Genomic DNA, 15796 nt, shown 5'->3' with positions numbered 1-15796 from the left:
TTATCTACCTGCCTTTTCTATTATTTATGCATAATATATTTCGTTTTCCAGATCCTGTACTGCCTTAAGATAAGCTTCCTTACCACCAAAAGCTTTAATAATCTTCATTGGGCTGCCGATTTTCTGAAACTCCTTGAGTTGAAGCACCTTTGTATCTTCTATCTCTTTGATTCCATCATTGGCATACTTATCAAGCAAGGCTTCAATAACCTCTTTAGCTACATCTGAGTATTTGTACAGGTAATGTCTCTTCTTCACATTTTCTGCCCTTTCCTTCTTTGTCAGTGGTGCTTTGTCATAGGCTATGTGGCAAATGAGGTCAAAGTCATCCAGCTCAGACTTTCCTAACTCTTCACGCACTGCATCAAGTAGCACCCCATCATCTTGTAGTTCATCAATTATAGCTTGTTTTTTCTCGGCTTCTGTCCAGGTGCGTAGAAAATCATCCAGCCTTGAATATTGCTGGAGGATGTTCTTCTTAGTGTAGTCAATAAGGCTCTCTGTAATGAGTTTACCGTCTTTATCGACGTATTGAACTCTTTCTGAAAGGACTTTTACCATGACATCACCAACATAATATTTTCTCGGTTTATCTTCACCATCATCATCGAATGGTGGAACATCGCCTGTTCCATATTCACCCTCGTTTTCTTTGACACCATCGGTACCTGTATTCTCGTCAGTCCATTCTTCATCTTCGTCTATGGGTGTTTCTGGATCATCTACCGGATCATCACCACTAAGCTCTCTATACATTACCGGGTTGCCATCAAAGGCAGGATCAGCAAAGAGTCTGCTGGCATTTCTAAAGTCCATAATTGTAAAGTAGGTCTTTCCGTAATCTTCTAGAAGTCTTGTGCCACGACCAATGATCTGTTTGAACTCGGTCATGCTGTTGATGTTATTCTCTAGCACAATAAGTTTACACATCTTGGCATCCACACCAGTGGTCATAAGCTTACTGGTTACTGCGATGACTGGATAGGTACTTTCTTCATCGATGAAGTTCTCGAGTTGTGCTTTCCCAATATCATTGTCACCTGTGATCCGCATAATATAGTGATCATTCTCAGCGTATAAATCTTTATTTTCATTAATCAAGGCTTGGCGCATTCGCTCAGCATGTTCAATATCCACACAGAAAACAATTGTCTTGCTAAACCGATCTGTTTTTCTCAGAAACTCCGTGATTTTGGATGCCACCACTCTTGTTCGATCGTCAATGACCAGATTTCTATCATAGTCCTTGACATTGTATTCTCGGTCTTCTATTTCATAACCGTATTTATCAACTTTGCCCGTTGTTTATGTTAATCTAAAAGTACCCCAAAAAATAGTGTCAATAGTCAGTGAAAATGTCACCTAATAATATAGAGTTTTATTCAATGAAAATGTCACCAACATTTAGAACATAACAACCGTATTAATTCCACAGTCCTATTGACATGAGTCCTCTGATCCATCTGGGCAATAACTTATGACGGGAATGTATCATAATAGGCGGCTTTCCGCCTCGAGATTTTACCAGAGGGATCCACCCCATATCAATAGGCTCTTGCGGCATAAACGCTTAAATAATGGTGTCTGTGAATTTATAATTTAAAATAGGCATAGGAAAACAAACCTCTTGAAAAAGAGCTTTAAAATGAGTATGATATTCTAAAGAGTGGGATCTCTTTATAACCATGCTCTAGTGGAGTTGAACAATCTTTTTAAGATCTCGTCGATTTCTGTATCTGTTTCATACAGACTTTTCTCCACATAGGGTATGGTTTTTTCGTTATAAGGTTTTCTCCAAGGATGATCTTTAGGTGGTTTAGTCTGGCTAATCTTTTTCTTAGGCTGATTAGAAATTGCTTTTTTAGGTCGTTCATCTAACTCCTTTGTATCATAGACCACATTTGAATACATTGCCTTGACTCCAATTTTATTGCTAGTTAAAACGGTTAATTTAGTCTTTGGTAATGCATTAGATATTTTGTCATTTATCATAAGCTGATAATATTTACCACCATAAGAAAAAGCAGCATTTTCAATAATCATACGTTCTTCTTTTATACAAAGAATATAGTCAAGATTAATATTTGAATCCAGTTGTCTAAAAGCAGATTCAGGATTTTCTGGATAGACACTAAATTTTTCATTATATTCATTAATGAATTCATCTAAAAAAGCATTAGCAGCCTCCATAGTAGTAATACCATGAATTTTAAATTCAACAGGCAATCTACTTTGTAGAGTCTCCCATAGCCTTTCAATTCGGCCCTTAGCTTGTGGGGAACTAGCAATAATGATATTAATTCCTAGTTCATCCATAGCTCTACCAAATTGAGTTAAATTAACAGTTTTTCCAGCTAATTGATCTTCAACAGATAATTTTCCTTTATTAGGTGATACAAATATAGTATGAGAATCAGAATAAAGGCTAATAGGAATACCATGTTTTGAGATAATTTGCCTAACTATCTCAAAATAGCCTTCCATACACTCATTAGGAGTAAAATAAAGAGCTAGGATTTCACCAGTAGCATCATCAATAGCACCATGAAGGTGAAAAGAATCATTGCCAATAATCCACATATGTGGAGAAGCATCAATTTGTACCAACATACCTTTTTGAGGTTTTCTTTTTCTTCTATGATGTGTTTTGCGCTTGCGATGTTTTTTAGGGCTTTTAATTCCAGCATCAGTCAAAATTCTATGAACAGTAGAATAGCTAACTTTAATATCTTCATGTTCATCTAATAATTCCTGAAAATGTTTTAAATTAGCCTCTTTATACTTTGTTTTTTTAAGACTGATGATTGAATCTTTAGTTTCATCCGATGTCGCATGCTTAGGTTTTCTACCTCTATTTTTATGGATAATGAACGCAGGTCCTTCATTTACAACCCCTTTCTTTAACCTTAATACTTGGCGTTCACTTAGGTTTAAAAGCTCAGCAGCTTCACGAATGGTTAATATTCTATCAATAGTTTGATTGATGACTCTAAGTCTAGATATTTCTTTTTGAGTCATATTAAATATCTCCTCTCTCATACTGACATTTTATCAGAATAAATTTAATATGACATTATCATAGAATAACTACACAATTCTTGTCATTTTAGTTGACAAAAACATCTTTTACTTGTAATATTAAGAGATAAAATGTGAATGGGGTGAAAATATGGAATTTTATGAAAAATTAAACTTGTTGATGAGTATAACCAATACCAAAAACAGTTCTCTTGCTCATTACCTTAAATTAGACCCCTCGTATATAAGTAGATTGAGAAGAGGAGAGAGAAAATTTCCTAATAATATCGAATACATTGACATGATAGCCTTGTATTTTACGAAAATGCTTAAAATTGAATCCGAAAAAGATAGTAAAGCATTTAAAGAAAATATCATCCAATGGCTAAGTGATGAAAATGACGAAAGCATTGACTCAATTTTGATTAGGTATGTTAATTTAGGGAATGAAGAAAATAAAAAACATATAATGACTGAGAGAATAGATAAGAGCATGATACAAAAAGATTTTGAGGTATACTTCGGTATTGAAGGAAAGAGAGAAGCTGCTTTGAAATTTCTAAATCTTGTCATAGAAGAAGAAAAACCCCAGACATTACTTTTATTTAGTGATGAAAACTTAAGTTGGCTCATTGATGATCTAAATTTTTTTAGAGAATGGAGCATTCTCATGCATGAAGTCATAGAAAAAGGTAATGAAATCGAGATCATACACACGATAACAAGAAACTTTGATGAGATGCTATCTGCAATTAGAGGATGGATGCCGTTTTATTTAACTGGCCATGTTAAACCCTATTATTACCCTAAAAAAAGAGATGGTGTGTTTCAAAGAACATTGTTTGTTGCATCAAATACCGCTGCAATAGAAGCAACATCTGTATTTTATGAAATAAAAAACACAGCAAATATATTGACTTTTGATAAAAAAACAATTGATGCATTAAAAAGAGAATACTTAAATTACAAAGCCCTTTGTAAACCTTTAGCAGAAATATTCACGGAAAAGACAAAGATACAATACTATATGAAATTATTTGAGTTCGAAAAGACTCAGAGAAATACAGTATTTAAATCCTCATATCCATCAATATTGACTATGCCAATAGAATTATATAATTCTATTTCAGACAAACAAACTTTAAATCTCCCTAAAGATCTTATAGACATATATGAAGAAAACATCCTTAAATTACCTGAAACTTTGAATAAAAATTCGTTCACTGAAATACTAGAAAGCGACATATTAGAATCAAAAGAAGATTTTTCTAAAAATAAACCATATAATTTTCTTTCGGGGAAAGATTTATATCATTCTAGTGAAGAGCTGTTATTGCATTTAAAAAATTGTATTTATTTATTAGAAAACCATCCTGATTATAATCTAATGCTTCTAACTGGCGAAAATGTCAGGAACTATAATTTTTATTTAAAAGAAGGTGTAGGATTATTTGTTTGGGACGCCAATGATAATGGTGTAGTAATATACTTTGATGAAGAAAACATAGTAGAGGCTTTCTGGGATTATATAAACTATGAACTAAAGCTAGATAAATTAAATAAGGATGTTAAAGAAAAAGTAATTAATACACTTAAAGAAAAAATATAATTTTGATTTGACTAATCCATTAATGACATATTCATACCTAGTATGAGAAAATTATCACCATCAACTGGCTATTTTGATGCGTCTCCAACAGAGGAGGAGCTTGCAACACTTAAGAACATAAAAAAAGAGATTGCAGAAAGAGGAATTTTCGATTAAAATTTAGAGAAATTTTGGGGAAACAGGATTTATTCAGGAATTCATGGAGTAGACTATGAAAATTCAAATAAAGTATAAAAGCAGCCAAATCTTCTAGTAAGTGTGTTTAGCTCTTCTTGTTTATATAGTTTGTTAATGCAAGAGTCATAAATTAAAAAAGTGACCGAATATAAAACGGAAAAGTGACCGAATGAAAAATGGAAAAGTGACCGAATGAAATCTGGGAGATCCTGCTGGAAATTTCCAGAACAAGTCTTTGGCAAAAATAGATCCCAAACTAGTTTTGGAGGGGGATACACCAAGGTTGATAGACGAATGGCAAGAAGTTCCTGAACTATGGGATGCAGTAAGATTTGAAGTGGACCGAAGAGGTAAAAAGGGGCAATTTATATTGACAGGTTCCGCTACTCCTGCGCAAAAGGGGATTCTGCATAGTGGTGCAGGGAGAATATCAACTTTAAGGATGAGACCAATGTCTTTGTACGAGTCGAAGGATTCATCTGGGCTGATTTCCTTTTTTGAAATTTGCAACGGGAACTACAAGAACATTGGGGTTGATGAGGCAAGTTTAGACTGGATCATAAACCTAATAATAAGGGGGGGATGGCCAGGGAGTTTAGGTATTGAAGCATCGGAGTATACCACTCTTGCAAGAGAATATTTAAATGCAACTATCAACCATGATATATATAGACTTGAAGGGATCAATAGGAACACTCGGAAGATGAATCTTCTCCTTAGGTCATTGGCCAGGAATGAAAGCACAACAGTTTCAATGAGAACTTTAAGACAAGATATAAGGGAACACGAAGAAGATGATCTGGATGAAGATACCATCTCAACATATTTGACTCTTTTTGAAAGAATGTTCCTGATAGAGAATCAGAAGGCGTTCTCTTCAAATATACGATCATCAACTAAACTGAAAAAAATGGATAAAAGGCACTTTGTAGACCCTTCATTAGCCTGTGCCTTATTGAATGCAACTCCGAAGATGCTTATTAATGATTTGAACACATTAGGCTTTCTATTTGAAGCACTATGTGAAAGAGACTTGAGGATCTATGCAGAATCCTTTAATGGCAAGCTATATCACTATCAAGATTATAATGGGGATGAGATCGACTCAGTTGTAGAATTAGAGAATGGAGACTGGATTGCCATAGAGATAAAGCTTGGTAGCAATCAGATTGATGAAGCAGCAAATACATTGATAAGAATAAAGAACAAAGTAATAGCTGATGGTGGAAAACCACCAAAGGTTATGTGCGTAGTCTGTGGAATTTGCAAGGCTGCATATTTAAGGGATGATGGGGTTTATGTGGTTCCGATTACAGCCTTAAAACCATAATTTAATCTCACATTATGAGAGAATTGATTAACTATTTCATTCAAAAATATGAAAAAAGAAAAATTAGAATCTATTGAGAAAGAAAATAATAATAAAAAAGTATCAAAACTTGAATCGACAGAAATTGAAATGAAGAAAGAAGTAAAGACTTTTAATACAAAGAACAAATAAAAGTAATCTTAGATGTAAGCATTGTTATCTTGAATCCTCCCTTGATGAAAAAAAGCTAGGAATTTGGTGCACTGATTTTACTATCTTTGCATTACTATATTATTTTGTTTTTATCAAAGTAAATGGAGGTTTGCGATTGATTAAAAATATTAGATTTTTATATAAGTATATTAAGCCAACAGAGCTTATAAATCTTTATGTTTTATCACTCATATCAGTTTTTATAACATTATTTAATATTTTCCTATCTGGGAATATAGTTCAAGAAGCATTAGTATTAAGACAATTAAATCTAAAAATCGGTATGTTTTTTATAGGGTTTACTATATTGAAGATTGTAATAGATAGAACCAAGGATTATATGTCAACAAAGATTTCATACACTGCAGAAAATCAATTATTATTAAACACTATGAATTCATTAACAATGATGAATCAAAATATGCTTGATAGTTATGGAAGATATGAAATTAATAATATACTGACCAGAGATGGATTAAGAATCAAACAATTCATAGAAAAAAATATTGAAAAAATATTTTTCTACCCTATTTCATTTATTTTTTCTTTTATATTTATGATAAGAATAAATTATACAATAGGGTTAATTTTGATACCAATAATTATAGTTTCATCTTTATTTAATGTATTAATTTCGGAGAAAATCAGAAAGGAATTAAAATCGAATATTAATATAACTCACAACTTAAATTCATATGAACAAGATATTATGCAAAATCAAGATTTTGTTAGATCACAACGTATATATGACTATGTGCTCAACAAATTTGATGACTTATTAAATATAATGTATTCAAGTGATAAATCAACCTTAAAAGTTAAGTACATATCTTATATACCTGGGCTGATAAACGAGTATTTACCTATATTGGTACTTAGCTTTGTATCCTTAAAGCTAATATTAAATGGAGAGTTAAGCTATGGAGATTTTATAATGATGGTTGGATTGACAAATCAGGTTTCTTTACCATTTACTAAGTTTTTAAGAATAGTTTATGAACTAAAGATATTGGATGTATATGAAGAAAACTTTACTAAGCTTAACACTGCTAAAACTTATAATAATCTTCCAGCAAACAATGAGGAAATTCATGTGGACATCAGTAACATGTCTTTTGCTTATGAAGTCCATTCAAGCTCTACTCTTAATCAAAATAATTTATCCATAAATAAAAACGAAAAAGTTCTTATCACAGGACCTTCAGGTATAGGAAAGTCTACATTGATTAAACTTATATATGGACTAATAGAACCAACAAATGGAAAGGTTAAAGTATTTGGAGTAGATCCATATAAAAATGAAAAAACTATATATAGAAATATTGCTATTGTAGATGACCATCAAGAATTTTTTAAAGAAAGTGTGGAATTTAATATAGCACTGAAAACTGATTTGACTGATGATGAAGCTATTAGATTAGAAAAAATAATTGAAGATTTAGAATTAAAAAGCCTCTGCAAAGAGAAAGAATATATAGAAAAAAATGGGCAAAACTTATCAGGTGGTCAAAAATTGAGAGTTTTAGTTGCTAGAGCTTTGTTTTCACAAAGAAAGTTAATGCTATTAGATGAACCTGATTTTGCTCTAGATGTTAGTGGAATAGACAAAGTATATGAATTAATAACAAAAGCTAACTCTACTATAATAGTTATCACTCATAATAAAAACATAAGAGAATTTTTTGACAGTCATTATGTTTTCAATATGGATGGTACCTTAATGAAGGAGGCTTAATTTGAATACAAATAAAATACTTAAGAAAGTTTTAAATCCTTTAGCGATAATCAGCTTTATTTTAAACATACTTCAAACTAGTTTAGCTAATATTTTATTAGGTTATATTTATATGATTTTATTTGGCAAAGATATAAATTATTTAAAATTACTAATAATCATAGTTATTGCATGCATTTATTTCTGGATAATTATCCCTTTAGTGGGCTATATCATGGAGAATACAGAAGCTAAATACAGAAGATTATTAAAACTTAATGTCATGGAGCATCTAATAAAAGCTAGGAAAAATATAGAAAATAATAAAGGACTATTTTTACTCCAGCAAGATTCTGAAGCTGTATCTAGCTTATATAGCTGGCCGTTAGCAATATTCTTACAGGCCATAATCGCAGGGATAATTTCTATTATAATATTAAGTAGATATTCAATAGTTATGGCTTTTCTTATATTAATGAGTGGAGTTTTCTTTATAATTATTAATCTTTTTTTTCAAAAGAAATTAAGAAAAATCATGAATGATATAAGAGAATGGAGAACTGAGAGAAACCAGTTTCTATATGAAATGTCAAATAATCTTAGAACGATAAAAATGTACTCTATGGAAGAATATATAACTAATAAACTAACAGATTTAAATAAAAATTTAAACAAATATGAACATATATATAGTAAATTAAAAACTAGATTGGGAATAATTGAAGGAATTTTGTTGGAATCTTTTTTGACTATAATAGTTATAGTGTATGGAAGTTATTTGATATCTATCGGTAAAATGCCATTTAACTCCCTACTTATGATTTTACAAATTTCTACTGGGCTTACGTTCTTATTTAGCTCTATAACAAGTTTATATAGAGGAGTACAAAGTCTACTCTTATCAAAAGATAAAATAAATGAATTTATCTGTGAAAATCCTATAGTAAACTTTCAAATAAAAGATGAAGATGTTGAAAGTATTAACATAAAGGATTGCACTTTAGGTTATGATGATAATATCATACTAAAGGATTTAAATTTATCTTTTGATTTTCCTAACAACTACGTTTTATCTGGAAATAACGGTACAGGGAAAAGTACAATTTTAAAATCAATAATAGGAGTATTGCCTCCAAGTGCAGGAAATATTATGATTAATAACTATAATATATATAAAGAGAATATACTATTTACAAATAAAATTGGATATATTCCACAGAACACATATATTTTTAATGATACTTTAGCTAACAATGTTTTGTTAGGAAGGGAAATAAGCCATGAAATATTATTAGATATATTCTCATATGTAGGTCTAAATAATTATTTAAAGAAAATTAACTATGATTTAAACTATATGTTAAATATAGATTCTATTGGATTATCTGAAGGAGAAAAAAAGAGATTAGCAATAGCACGTGCTTTAATTACAAATCCTAATATATTATTAATAGATGAATTCGACTCAAATCTAGATGATAAAAGCATGAATTTTTTAGTTGATAAATTGTCTAGTCAATATTCTTTTATAATGGTCACTCACAATGACATGTTGAAAAATCAGTTTAATAATATTGACTTAAATGCTATAGCGATTGTCGAATAATTAGAATTATAAATTAAAATATTATAAATTTAGTTTTGAAATCATTAAGGATGGTAATTTATAAAAAAACTAACTAAATACAATGATAATTATTTATTTGTTCCATATGGGGAGTTAGGATATGAATGGTATAAAAACTATTAAAACGATAAATATAGGAATTTATGGACATGTAGATAGTGGGAAAACAACACTAACAGAGGCTATGTTGGAATATTTAGGGGTAATAACTAGTTCTGGTACAATCAAGGCAGGAAATACTACAGTTGATAACTTAGAAATTGAAAGGAAGCGTGGAATCACCTTTAAAGAAAACACAGTATCATTCTATCGAAATTCTAATAAGTATAATTTATTAGATAATCCAGGACATATTGATTTTATAAATAATGTAAATATTACAATTAAAGCAATTGATTTAGCAATAGTTGTATTAGCATGTAATCAAAATAATACATTGTATATATATGAAGTCATCAAATTGCTTAAACGAGAAAAAACACCAATAATATTATTTATAAATAAAATAGATCTTTGTGATAATTTGCAAGAAGTAGAAGATAAAATTAGTACATTACAGAAAAACAATTATCTAGATAATGTGATATCTATTATATATGGATCAGCATTAAACAAATTAAACATATCGAAGATAATTGATTCAATTGAAAGTTTTAATGTGAATAATTTTATAGGAGGCATATATGGACTAGTATACAAAGTGAATCATTACTCAACAGGAAATGAAATATATATTCGATTATTTAATCAACCTCTTAGAATAAAACAACATATAAATATTAATTCTAGAAAAATAAAATTAAATAATTTATTTTGTATAAATGGAACACGCTTGGATAATTGTGAAATTGTATCTGCAAATGATATAGCTGTAGTCAAGGATATACCGAATGTTGCAGTAGGAGATATAATATCTGAAAATGGATATCAATTTAAAATTAATTATTTTCCAAATAAACTTTACACTGTTGGATTTAAAGTATATGAATCCCATAATAAAAATTATATGAAATATTTTAAAATGATTGAATTAGAGAATAATAACTTTAGTATAGTTAGTGCGGATAATAATGTAATAACATGTAGAGTTAGTGGCCATTTATTAATAGATTATATACTCTGGATTTTAAAAGAAAGGTTCAATATATTGTGTGAGACTACAAAACCTAAAATAGCTTTGAAAGAAACTATATTAGAAGAGGTTATATCAGAGATAAGAATGTTTGAAGAAGGAAATCCTTATTATGCTTCTTTGAAATATAAGTTAGTACCTATAAAGGGCTGTAATAATATCATTACATTTGAGAGTAAATTAAATACAAGTCATTTTCCTAATTCATATATAATTGGAGCTCAGGAAGGAATTAGGAATAATATTAAAGTATTAGGGAAAAAAGGCAATGAATTAACAGATGTTAAATTTATTTTACTAGCAGCACAAATAGATAGTGTAGCAAGTTCACCTTCGGATTTTAGAAAGTTAAGTCCTTTAGTTATAAAAAAATGTTTAAGTAAAACAGATACAAAAGTTTTAGAACCACATATTAAAATATATTCAGGGCTTGACAACCCTTATCAAGTTTTAAATTCTATGAAAAAAGCAGTATATAATGGTAATAATGCGGAAGGATATTTAGCTTTAAAAGATTTAGATAAATTTCGTGATTATGTTTGGAAATCAATACCAATAATTGACATGCAAGATATACTATATTTATAATAATTTTGCATAATCCTGAACTAATTAATTTTGCAGATCATATTGTTAACTTATGTTAAAGGTTAAATAGATTCTCCTCTAAAATCTAAATATATTATATAAGGAGAGTATGGTTTTTAAAATTAATCATACGAAAAATGATTATATGAAATTGATAATTATAATACTAGCATTTTTTCTCTATACAATTTTAGAGAGGATTTTATATAAAGGAAATTGGCTAAGTGAGAATAGGCGGCTTTGGTCTAGTCCTTTCACTTTCATATGGGGCTCTGTGTTACTAATATTACTAAATTTTGTTATACCTGGTGAATATAAACCTTGGGGAGATATTTTATATATTAAAGAAGCTTTCAAGCATATAATTCCATGGATACTGGGATTGTTGGCATATTACTCTTTAAACAGTCAGAATCTATTCAAAAGTGCTGCAGCATTGAGTTGGGATAGTAAAGAGTTTTATTATTTTTGCTTTATTACTCCTATTTTTGAGGAAATATTATTTAGGGGTATTATATTAATGAATTTACTTAATAAATTTCCAATAATAAAATATGAAGAACCTTTCGTAATAATAAGTTCCATATTATTTGCTTTATTTCATATCAACTATGAATATAATTTTAAATTAAGCAAAGATTATATTTTTGGATTTTTTATGATTGTCATTATAGGCAATGCAATAGGATTTTTAGTTTTACTAACTCGTTCACTTTGGATGAGTATATTAATGCATATTCTTATAAATCTTACAGGATCTGTATATTTTAATATTTTAAGGTTAAAATTTAGAAATAAGAATTAACATAAACAATAACTGTTCTTCAACAAATATTGATGTAATAAGTATCAGGGGAATTGAGGATAACCCGTTAATCCGGACTTTTGGATAATATTAATTATGCGGCTTGTTTCTTATATTCAACATGAATTTTTTAGTTGATAAATTGTCTAGTCAATATTCTTTTATAATGGTCACTCACAATGACATGTTGAAAAATCAGTTTAATAATATTGACTTAAATGCTATAGCGATTGTCGAATAATTAGAATTATAAATTAAAATATTATAAATTTAGTTTTGATTTGACTAATCCCTTAGGGAATAGCTTATAGTTAATCTAGGAGGTGTTTTTATGAAAATAAATGAAGTAGCAAACATTACTGGATTAACAAAAAAGGCTATAAATTATTATCAAGAAAAAGGAATCATAAATCCAAAACAGGATGAAAATGGGTATAGGGAATTTAGCGAATCTGATGTTAATAAATTAAAAGAAGTGAGTCTATTTAGATCGCTAGGATTATCATTAAACGAAATAAGAAAAATCACAGAATCAAAATTTTCCAAAGAAGAATTGAGAAAATGTATTATCAACAAACAAATTGAAAATGAATTAAGGAACAAACAAACTGAATTGTTAGAAAAACTTTTATACAATGCAGACTTAGAAGAGATAAATGAAGAAATTAGAGAATTAAACAAAAAGAAATCTATAAAGGAAAGGCTATTAGAGATATTCCCAGGGTTTTATGGGAGGTTTTATTTAATTCATTTTAGTAGATTTTTGGAAGAACCCATCAAGACAGAAGAACAAGAAGAAGCTTATAACACAATTATTGATTTTTTAGACAGCATAAATCCACCAGAATTACCACATGACATCCTAAATGAGATTGATGAGGCACTAGATTTTTGGACAGATGACAGAATTGAAGAAATAGAAAACAACAAATTACAAAGCATTGAAAACCCTGAAAAATTTCTAATGGATTACTCAGAGGAAATCAAAAAATACCAAGATTTCAAGGATTCTGATGAATATTTATCCTCTCCTTATGGAATTCTAATGGAAACTATGAAGGCTTTTGGAGAAAGTAGTGGATATAATGACATATTTATACCTGCTATGAGAAAACTATCACCATCATATGATAAATATTATGAAAATCTATTGAAAGCAAATGAGGTATTTTTAGAGAGATTTCCTGACTATAAATAAATTTTGTTATTTTTAAAAGAAGAGAGGGCAAATAAGACTTGCTCTCTTTTTTGTATGTAACATGAAAATTTAAATTCATATAAACGGAAAGTATACTTTACATATAAAAAAATAATTGATATAATATATGTAAAGCATGCTTTACTTTTTTAGGAGGTAATATGGAAAACAAATTGGAAGAACTTAGAAAGAAAAAAGGAATCACCCAAGAAGAATTAGCATCAGCTCTTGAAGTATCTAGACAAACAATTGGATCGCTAGAAAATGGCAGGTACAATCCATCAATTATTTTAGCATTTAAAATTTCTAGATACTTTGGCGTGCCAATTGAAGAAATTTTTATTTACAAGGAGGATGAAAATGAAGAATAATAAAAAATGGTATTTAGGATACTTAATTTCATTAGTTTTGCTAATAGTTATTTTTACTCTAGATTTAAATAGATCAACTCAAACAGCTGTCACTATTTTATTTTCTTTTGTACTCGCAATTACACATGTAAATGTCATTCATAACAAAATGATTGCAAAAGATAAAGAATATAATATTCTCTCAAAAGATGAAAGAAATGAAATGATAAGAGATAAAGTAAATGCTATGAACTCAGTTGTTTTAATTTCATTCATTGGAATCATAACAGTTGTATTTATAGTGTATGAATGGTACATACCTGCTATTATAGCAGGTAGCATGATAGTTATAGATCCTATTATTATGATTTTTATCAGCCGTTTTTATGAGAAAAGATATTAAGGGTAAATAGCTCTTAAACCTATTTGGAAACTCTTTTTGATTTAGAAAAAGTGTTTTATTTTAACTTGCATTTAGCGGGATTTTGGTTCTTAAATAGTAATAGTTGACATTTATTTAGTATAAATATATTAGGATGATGGTAGTTACGTGTATGTAGATAAGTGCATAATAAGGGAGGATGTATAGTTGAAAACTATTGGAATTATTGGTGCAATGAATATTGAAATAGAATTGATAAAGAATAAAATAATAATAGAAGATGAAAGAAAATATGCTGGATTTATATTCTACATAGGAAAATATAAAGGCTTGAATATAATTTTAACTTCATGTGGTATAGGGAAAGTAAATGCTGCCAGTTGCACACAAATATTAATTGATAGATTTAATGTAACAGAAATTATTAATACTGGTATTGGTGGAAGTTTGAATAAAAAGGTGGGCTTATGTGATATTGTTATTTCAGAAAATGTTACATACCATGATGTTAGACAAACTCAGATGAAGACTTACTTTCCTTTTAAAGAATTTTTTACCGCCAATAAGCAATTAGTAGAAATAGCAGTTAAAGCTTATGAAAATATGTCACCTAAAGAGTATAATTATCATATCGGTAGAATTGTAACTGGAGAAACATTTGTTTGTGAAGATGAATTAAAAGAAAAGATTATAAGTAGATACAATCCTTATTGTGTGGAGATGGAAGGAGCAGCTATTGGTCATGTAGCAGAAATTAATGAAGTACCCTTTATTATCATACGGAGTATATCTGATAATGCAGATGATAATGCTACTTTAAATTATGATGAATTTGAAATTATAGCAGCAAATAACTCTGCAATGATTATATTGAATATGTTAGACTTAATAAGTATTTCCGAGTTTAGATGAACATCATTTATAAAAGCTGAACTAAATAAGTTTGTTGCATTAGTATTATGCTGCTTGATTAAGGAGAGAATATCTATGGTAAATATGCTATTTAGTGATATGATTTTATCGAAAATTGGGCAATGGATATAGTAGAGATATATATTAATTCTAATGATAAGGTTTTAATAATTTCATTTTCATTTGGAGAGGAAATAGTCAATGATATAGATTGGCAGAATGTCTATAACAGGGATAAGGAAAATACTATAAAAGTGTTGTTGTACCATATATGAATTATGGAATTAAAGAATATAGAATATAAAGTGGATAAACCATTTTAAGGATACAATAGAAAGTGCCAAAGTTGATATCAAAAATAGCAATATTATATTTTAACTGGTGGATTCCTATCAAAATTTGCTGTCAAAATTTGCTGTCAATTATTGATTCGCTTTGATTATAACAAAAAAGATTAGTATGTTAAAATAGGAGGATGTTATTATAAAAATAAAACAGACAATCGGCATCCTCCTATATAGAATTAAAAGTAGCTCGTTGCAGAACTCTCCAACTCGCATATTTACTGCCTTTGTTTATATTGAAATGGCTAGATTCACCCCATTTTGGGTATATATACAGTGTCAAAATGTGTATAACTCAAAACAAAAACAGAAAGGAGAATCTTATGCCAGTTTCAGCTAAGCAATTAAATCTTTGTGATATTTCTAATGATTTTGATAAGTTTTATAATCAAAATCAAGATGACTTTCTTTCTCTATT

General features: G+C 29.2%; 12 protein-coding genes and 1 pseudogene. 11 read left to right on the top strand and 2 right to left on the bottom strand.

Annotation, left to right across the window (positions count from 1 at the left end; genetic code table 11):
* Positions 1 to 24: 24 nt before the first annotated feature.
* Positions 25 to 1290 (bottom strand): annotated as a pseudogene (locus tag E4100_RS05105) (type I restriction-modification enzyme R subunit C-terminal domain-containing protein); the annotation flags it as partial.
* A 387-nt stretch (positions 1291 to 1677) separates the two neighbouring features.
* Positions 1678 to 3018: an ISNCY family transposase gene (locus E4100_RS05100; RefSeq protein WP_135270965.1), complete on the bottom strand. Its 1341-nt coding sequence runs from the start codon at positions 3016 to 3018 to the stop codon at positions 1678 to 1680.
* A gap of 151 nt (positions 3019 to 3169) precedes the next feature.
* On the opposite strand from E4100_RS05100, the gene E4100_RS05095 reads away from it, so the two are divergent.
* The 11 genes from E4100_RS05095 to E4100_RS05050 all read left to right on the top strand — a co-directional run bounded on the left by E4100_RS05095 (position 3170) and on the right by E4100_RS05050 (position 15034).
* Positions 3170 to 4627: a hypothetical protein gene (locus E4100_RS05095; RefSeq protein WP_135270964.1), complete on the top strand. Its 1458-nt coding sequence runs from the start codon at positions 3170 to 3172 to the stop codon at positions 4625 to 4627.
* Between the two features lie 412 nt (positions 4628 to 5039).
* On the top strand, positions 5040 to 6134 hold the full coding sequence (locus E4100_RS05090) for an ATP-binding protein (RefSeq protein WP_209315283.1): 1095 nt from the start codon (positions 5040 to 5042) through the stop codon (positions 6132 to 6134).
* A gap of 48 nt (positions 6135 to 6182) precedes the next feature.
* Positions 6183 to 6305: a hypothetical protein gene (locus E4100_RS09545; protein WP_282097109.1), complete on the top strand. Its 123-nt coding sequence runs from the start codon at positions 6183 to 6185 to the stop codon at positions 6303 to 6305.
* Positions 6306 to 6441: 136 nt separating this feature from the next.
* Positions 6442 to 8061, top strand: coding sequence for an ATP-binding cassette domain-containing protein (locus E4100_RS05085; protein WP_135270962.1), 1620 nt, complete (start codon positions 6442 to 6444; stop codon positions 8059 to 8061).
* 1 nt (position 8062) lies between these two features.
* The gene (locus E4100_RS05080; RefSeq protein ID WP_135270961.1) at positions 8063 to 9646 is read left to right on the top strand and encodes an ATP-binding cassette domain-containing protein; all 1584 of its coding nucleotides are present in this window, start codon (positions 8063 to 8065) and stop codon (positions 9644 to 9646) included.
* Between the two features lie 121 nt (positions 9647 to 9767).
* Positions 9768 to 11387, top strand: coding sequence for a GTP-binding protein (locus E4100_RS05075; RefSeq protein ID WP_135270960.1), 1620 nt, complete (start codon positions 9768 to 9770; stop codon positions 11385 to 11387).
* A gap of 109 nt (positions 11388 to 11496) precedes the next feature.
* On the top strand, positions 11497 to 12192 hold the full coding sequence (locus E4100_RS05070; protein ID WP_135270959.1) for a CPBP family intramembrane glutamic endopeptidase: 696 nt from the start codon (positions 11497 to 11499) through the stop codon (positions 12190 to 12192).
* Between the two features lie 331 nt (positions 12193 to 12523).
* The gene (locus E4100_RS05065) at positions 12524 to 13390 is read left to right on the top strand and encodes a MerR family transcriptional regulator (protein WP_135270958.1); all 867 of its coding nucleotides are present in this window, start codon (positions 12524 to 12526) and stop codon (positions 13388 to 13390) included.
* A gap of 161 nt (positions 13391 to 13551) precedes the next feature.
* Complete coding sequence (locus E4100_RS05060; protein WP_135270957.1) at positions 13552 to 13761, top strand: helix-turn-helix transcriptional regulator; 210 nt, start codon at positions 13552 to 13554, stop codon at positions 13759 to 13761.
* On the top strand, positions 13751 to 14143 hold the full coding sequence (locus E4100_RS05055) for a DUF2178 domain-containing protein (RefSeq protein ID WP_135270956.1): 393 nt from the start codon (positions 13751 to 13753) through the stop codon (positions 14141 to 14143). Before E4100_RS05060 ends, E4100_RS05055 begins: the two co-directional genes overlap by 11 nt.
* 186 nt (positions 14144 to 14329) lie before the next feature.
* Complete coding sequence (locus tag E4100_RS05050; RefSeq protein WP_135270955.1) at positions 14330 to 15034, top strand: 5'-methylthioadenosine/adenosylhomocysteine nucleosidase; 705 nt, start codon at positions 14330 to 14332, stop codon at positions 15032 to 15034.
* Positions 15035 to 15796: the final 762 nt, after the last annotated feature.

This window comes from Soehngenia longivitae (assembly GCF_004684055.1).
GTDB lineage: Bacteria > Bacillota > Clostridia > Tissierellales > Tissierellaceae > Soehngenia > Soehngenia longivitae.
The sequence above is the reverse complement of the archived record's forward strand: the minus strand, read 5'-3'. Positions and strand labels throughout refer to the sequence as shown.

What these genes read in the sequence shown, in the direction of transcription:
- E4100_RS05100 (WP_135270965.1), bottom strand. Translation starts at nt 3,018, where the DNA reads ATGACTCAAAAAGAAATATCTAGACTTAGAGTCATCAATCAAACTATT.
- E4100_RS05095 (WP_135270964.1), top strand. Translation starts at nt 3,170, where the DNA reads ATGGAATTTTATGAAAAATTAAACTTGTTGATGAGTATAACCAATACC.
- E4100_RS09545 (WP_282097109.1), top strand. Translation starts at nt 6,183, where the DNA reads ATGAAAAAAGAAAAATTAGAATCTATTGAGAAAGAAAATAATAATAAA.
- E4100_RS05075 (WP_135270960.1), top strand. Translation starts at nt 9,768, where the DNA reads ATGAATGGTATAAAAACTATTAAAACGATAAATATAGGAATTTATGGA.
- E4100_RS05070 (WP_135270959.1), top strand. Translation starts at nt 11,497, where the DNA reads ATGGTTTTTAAAATTAATCATACGAAAAATGATTATATGAAATTGATA.
- E4100_RS05065 (WP_135270958.1), top strand. Translation starts at nt 12,524, where the DNA reads ATGAAAATAAATGAAGTAGCAAACATTACTGGATTAACAAAAAAGGCT.
- E4100_RS05060 (WP_135270957.1), top strand. Translation starts at nt 13,552, where the DNA reads ATGGAAAACAAATTGGAAGAACTTAGAAAGAAAAAAGGAATCACCCAA.
- E4100_RS05055 (WP_135270956.1), top strand. Translation starts at nt 13,751, where the DNA reads ATGAAGAATAATAAAAAATGGTATTTAGGATACTTAATTTCATTAGTT.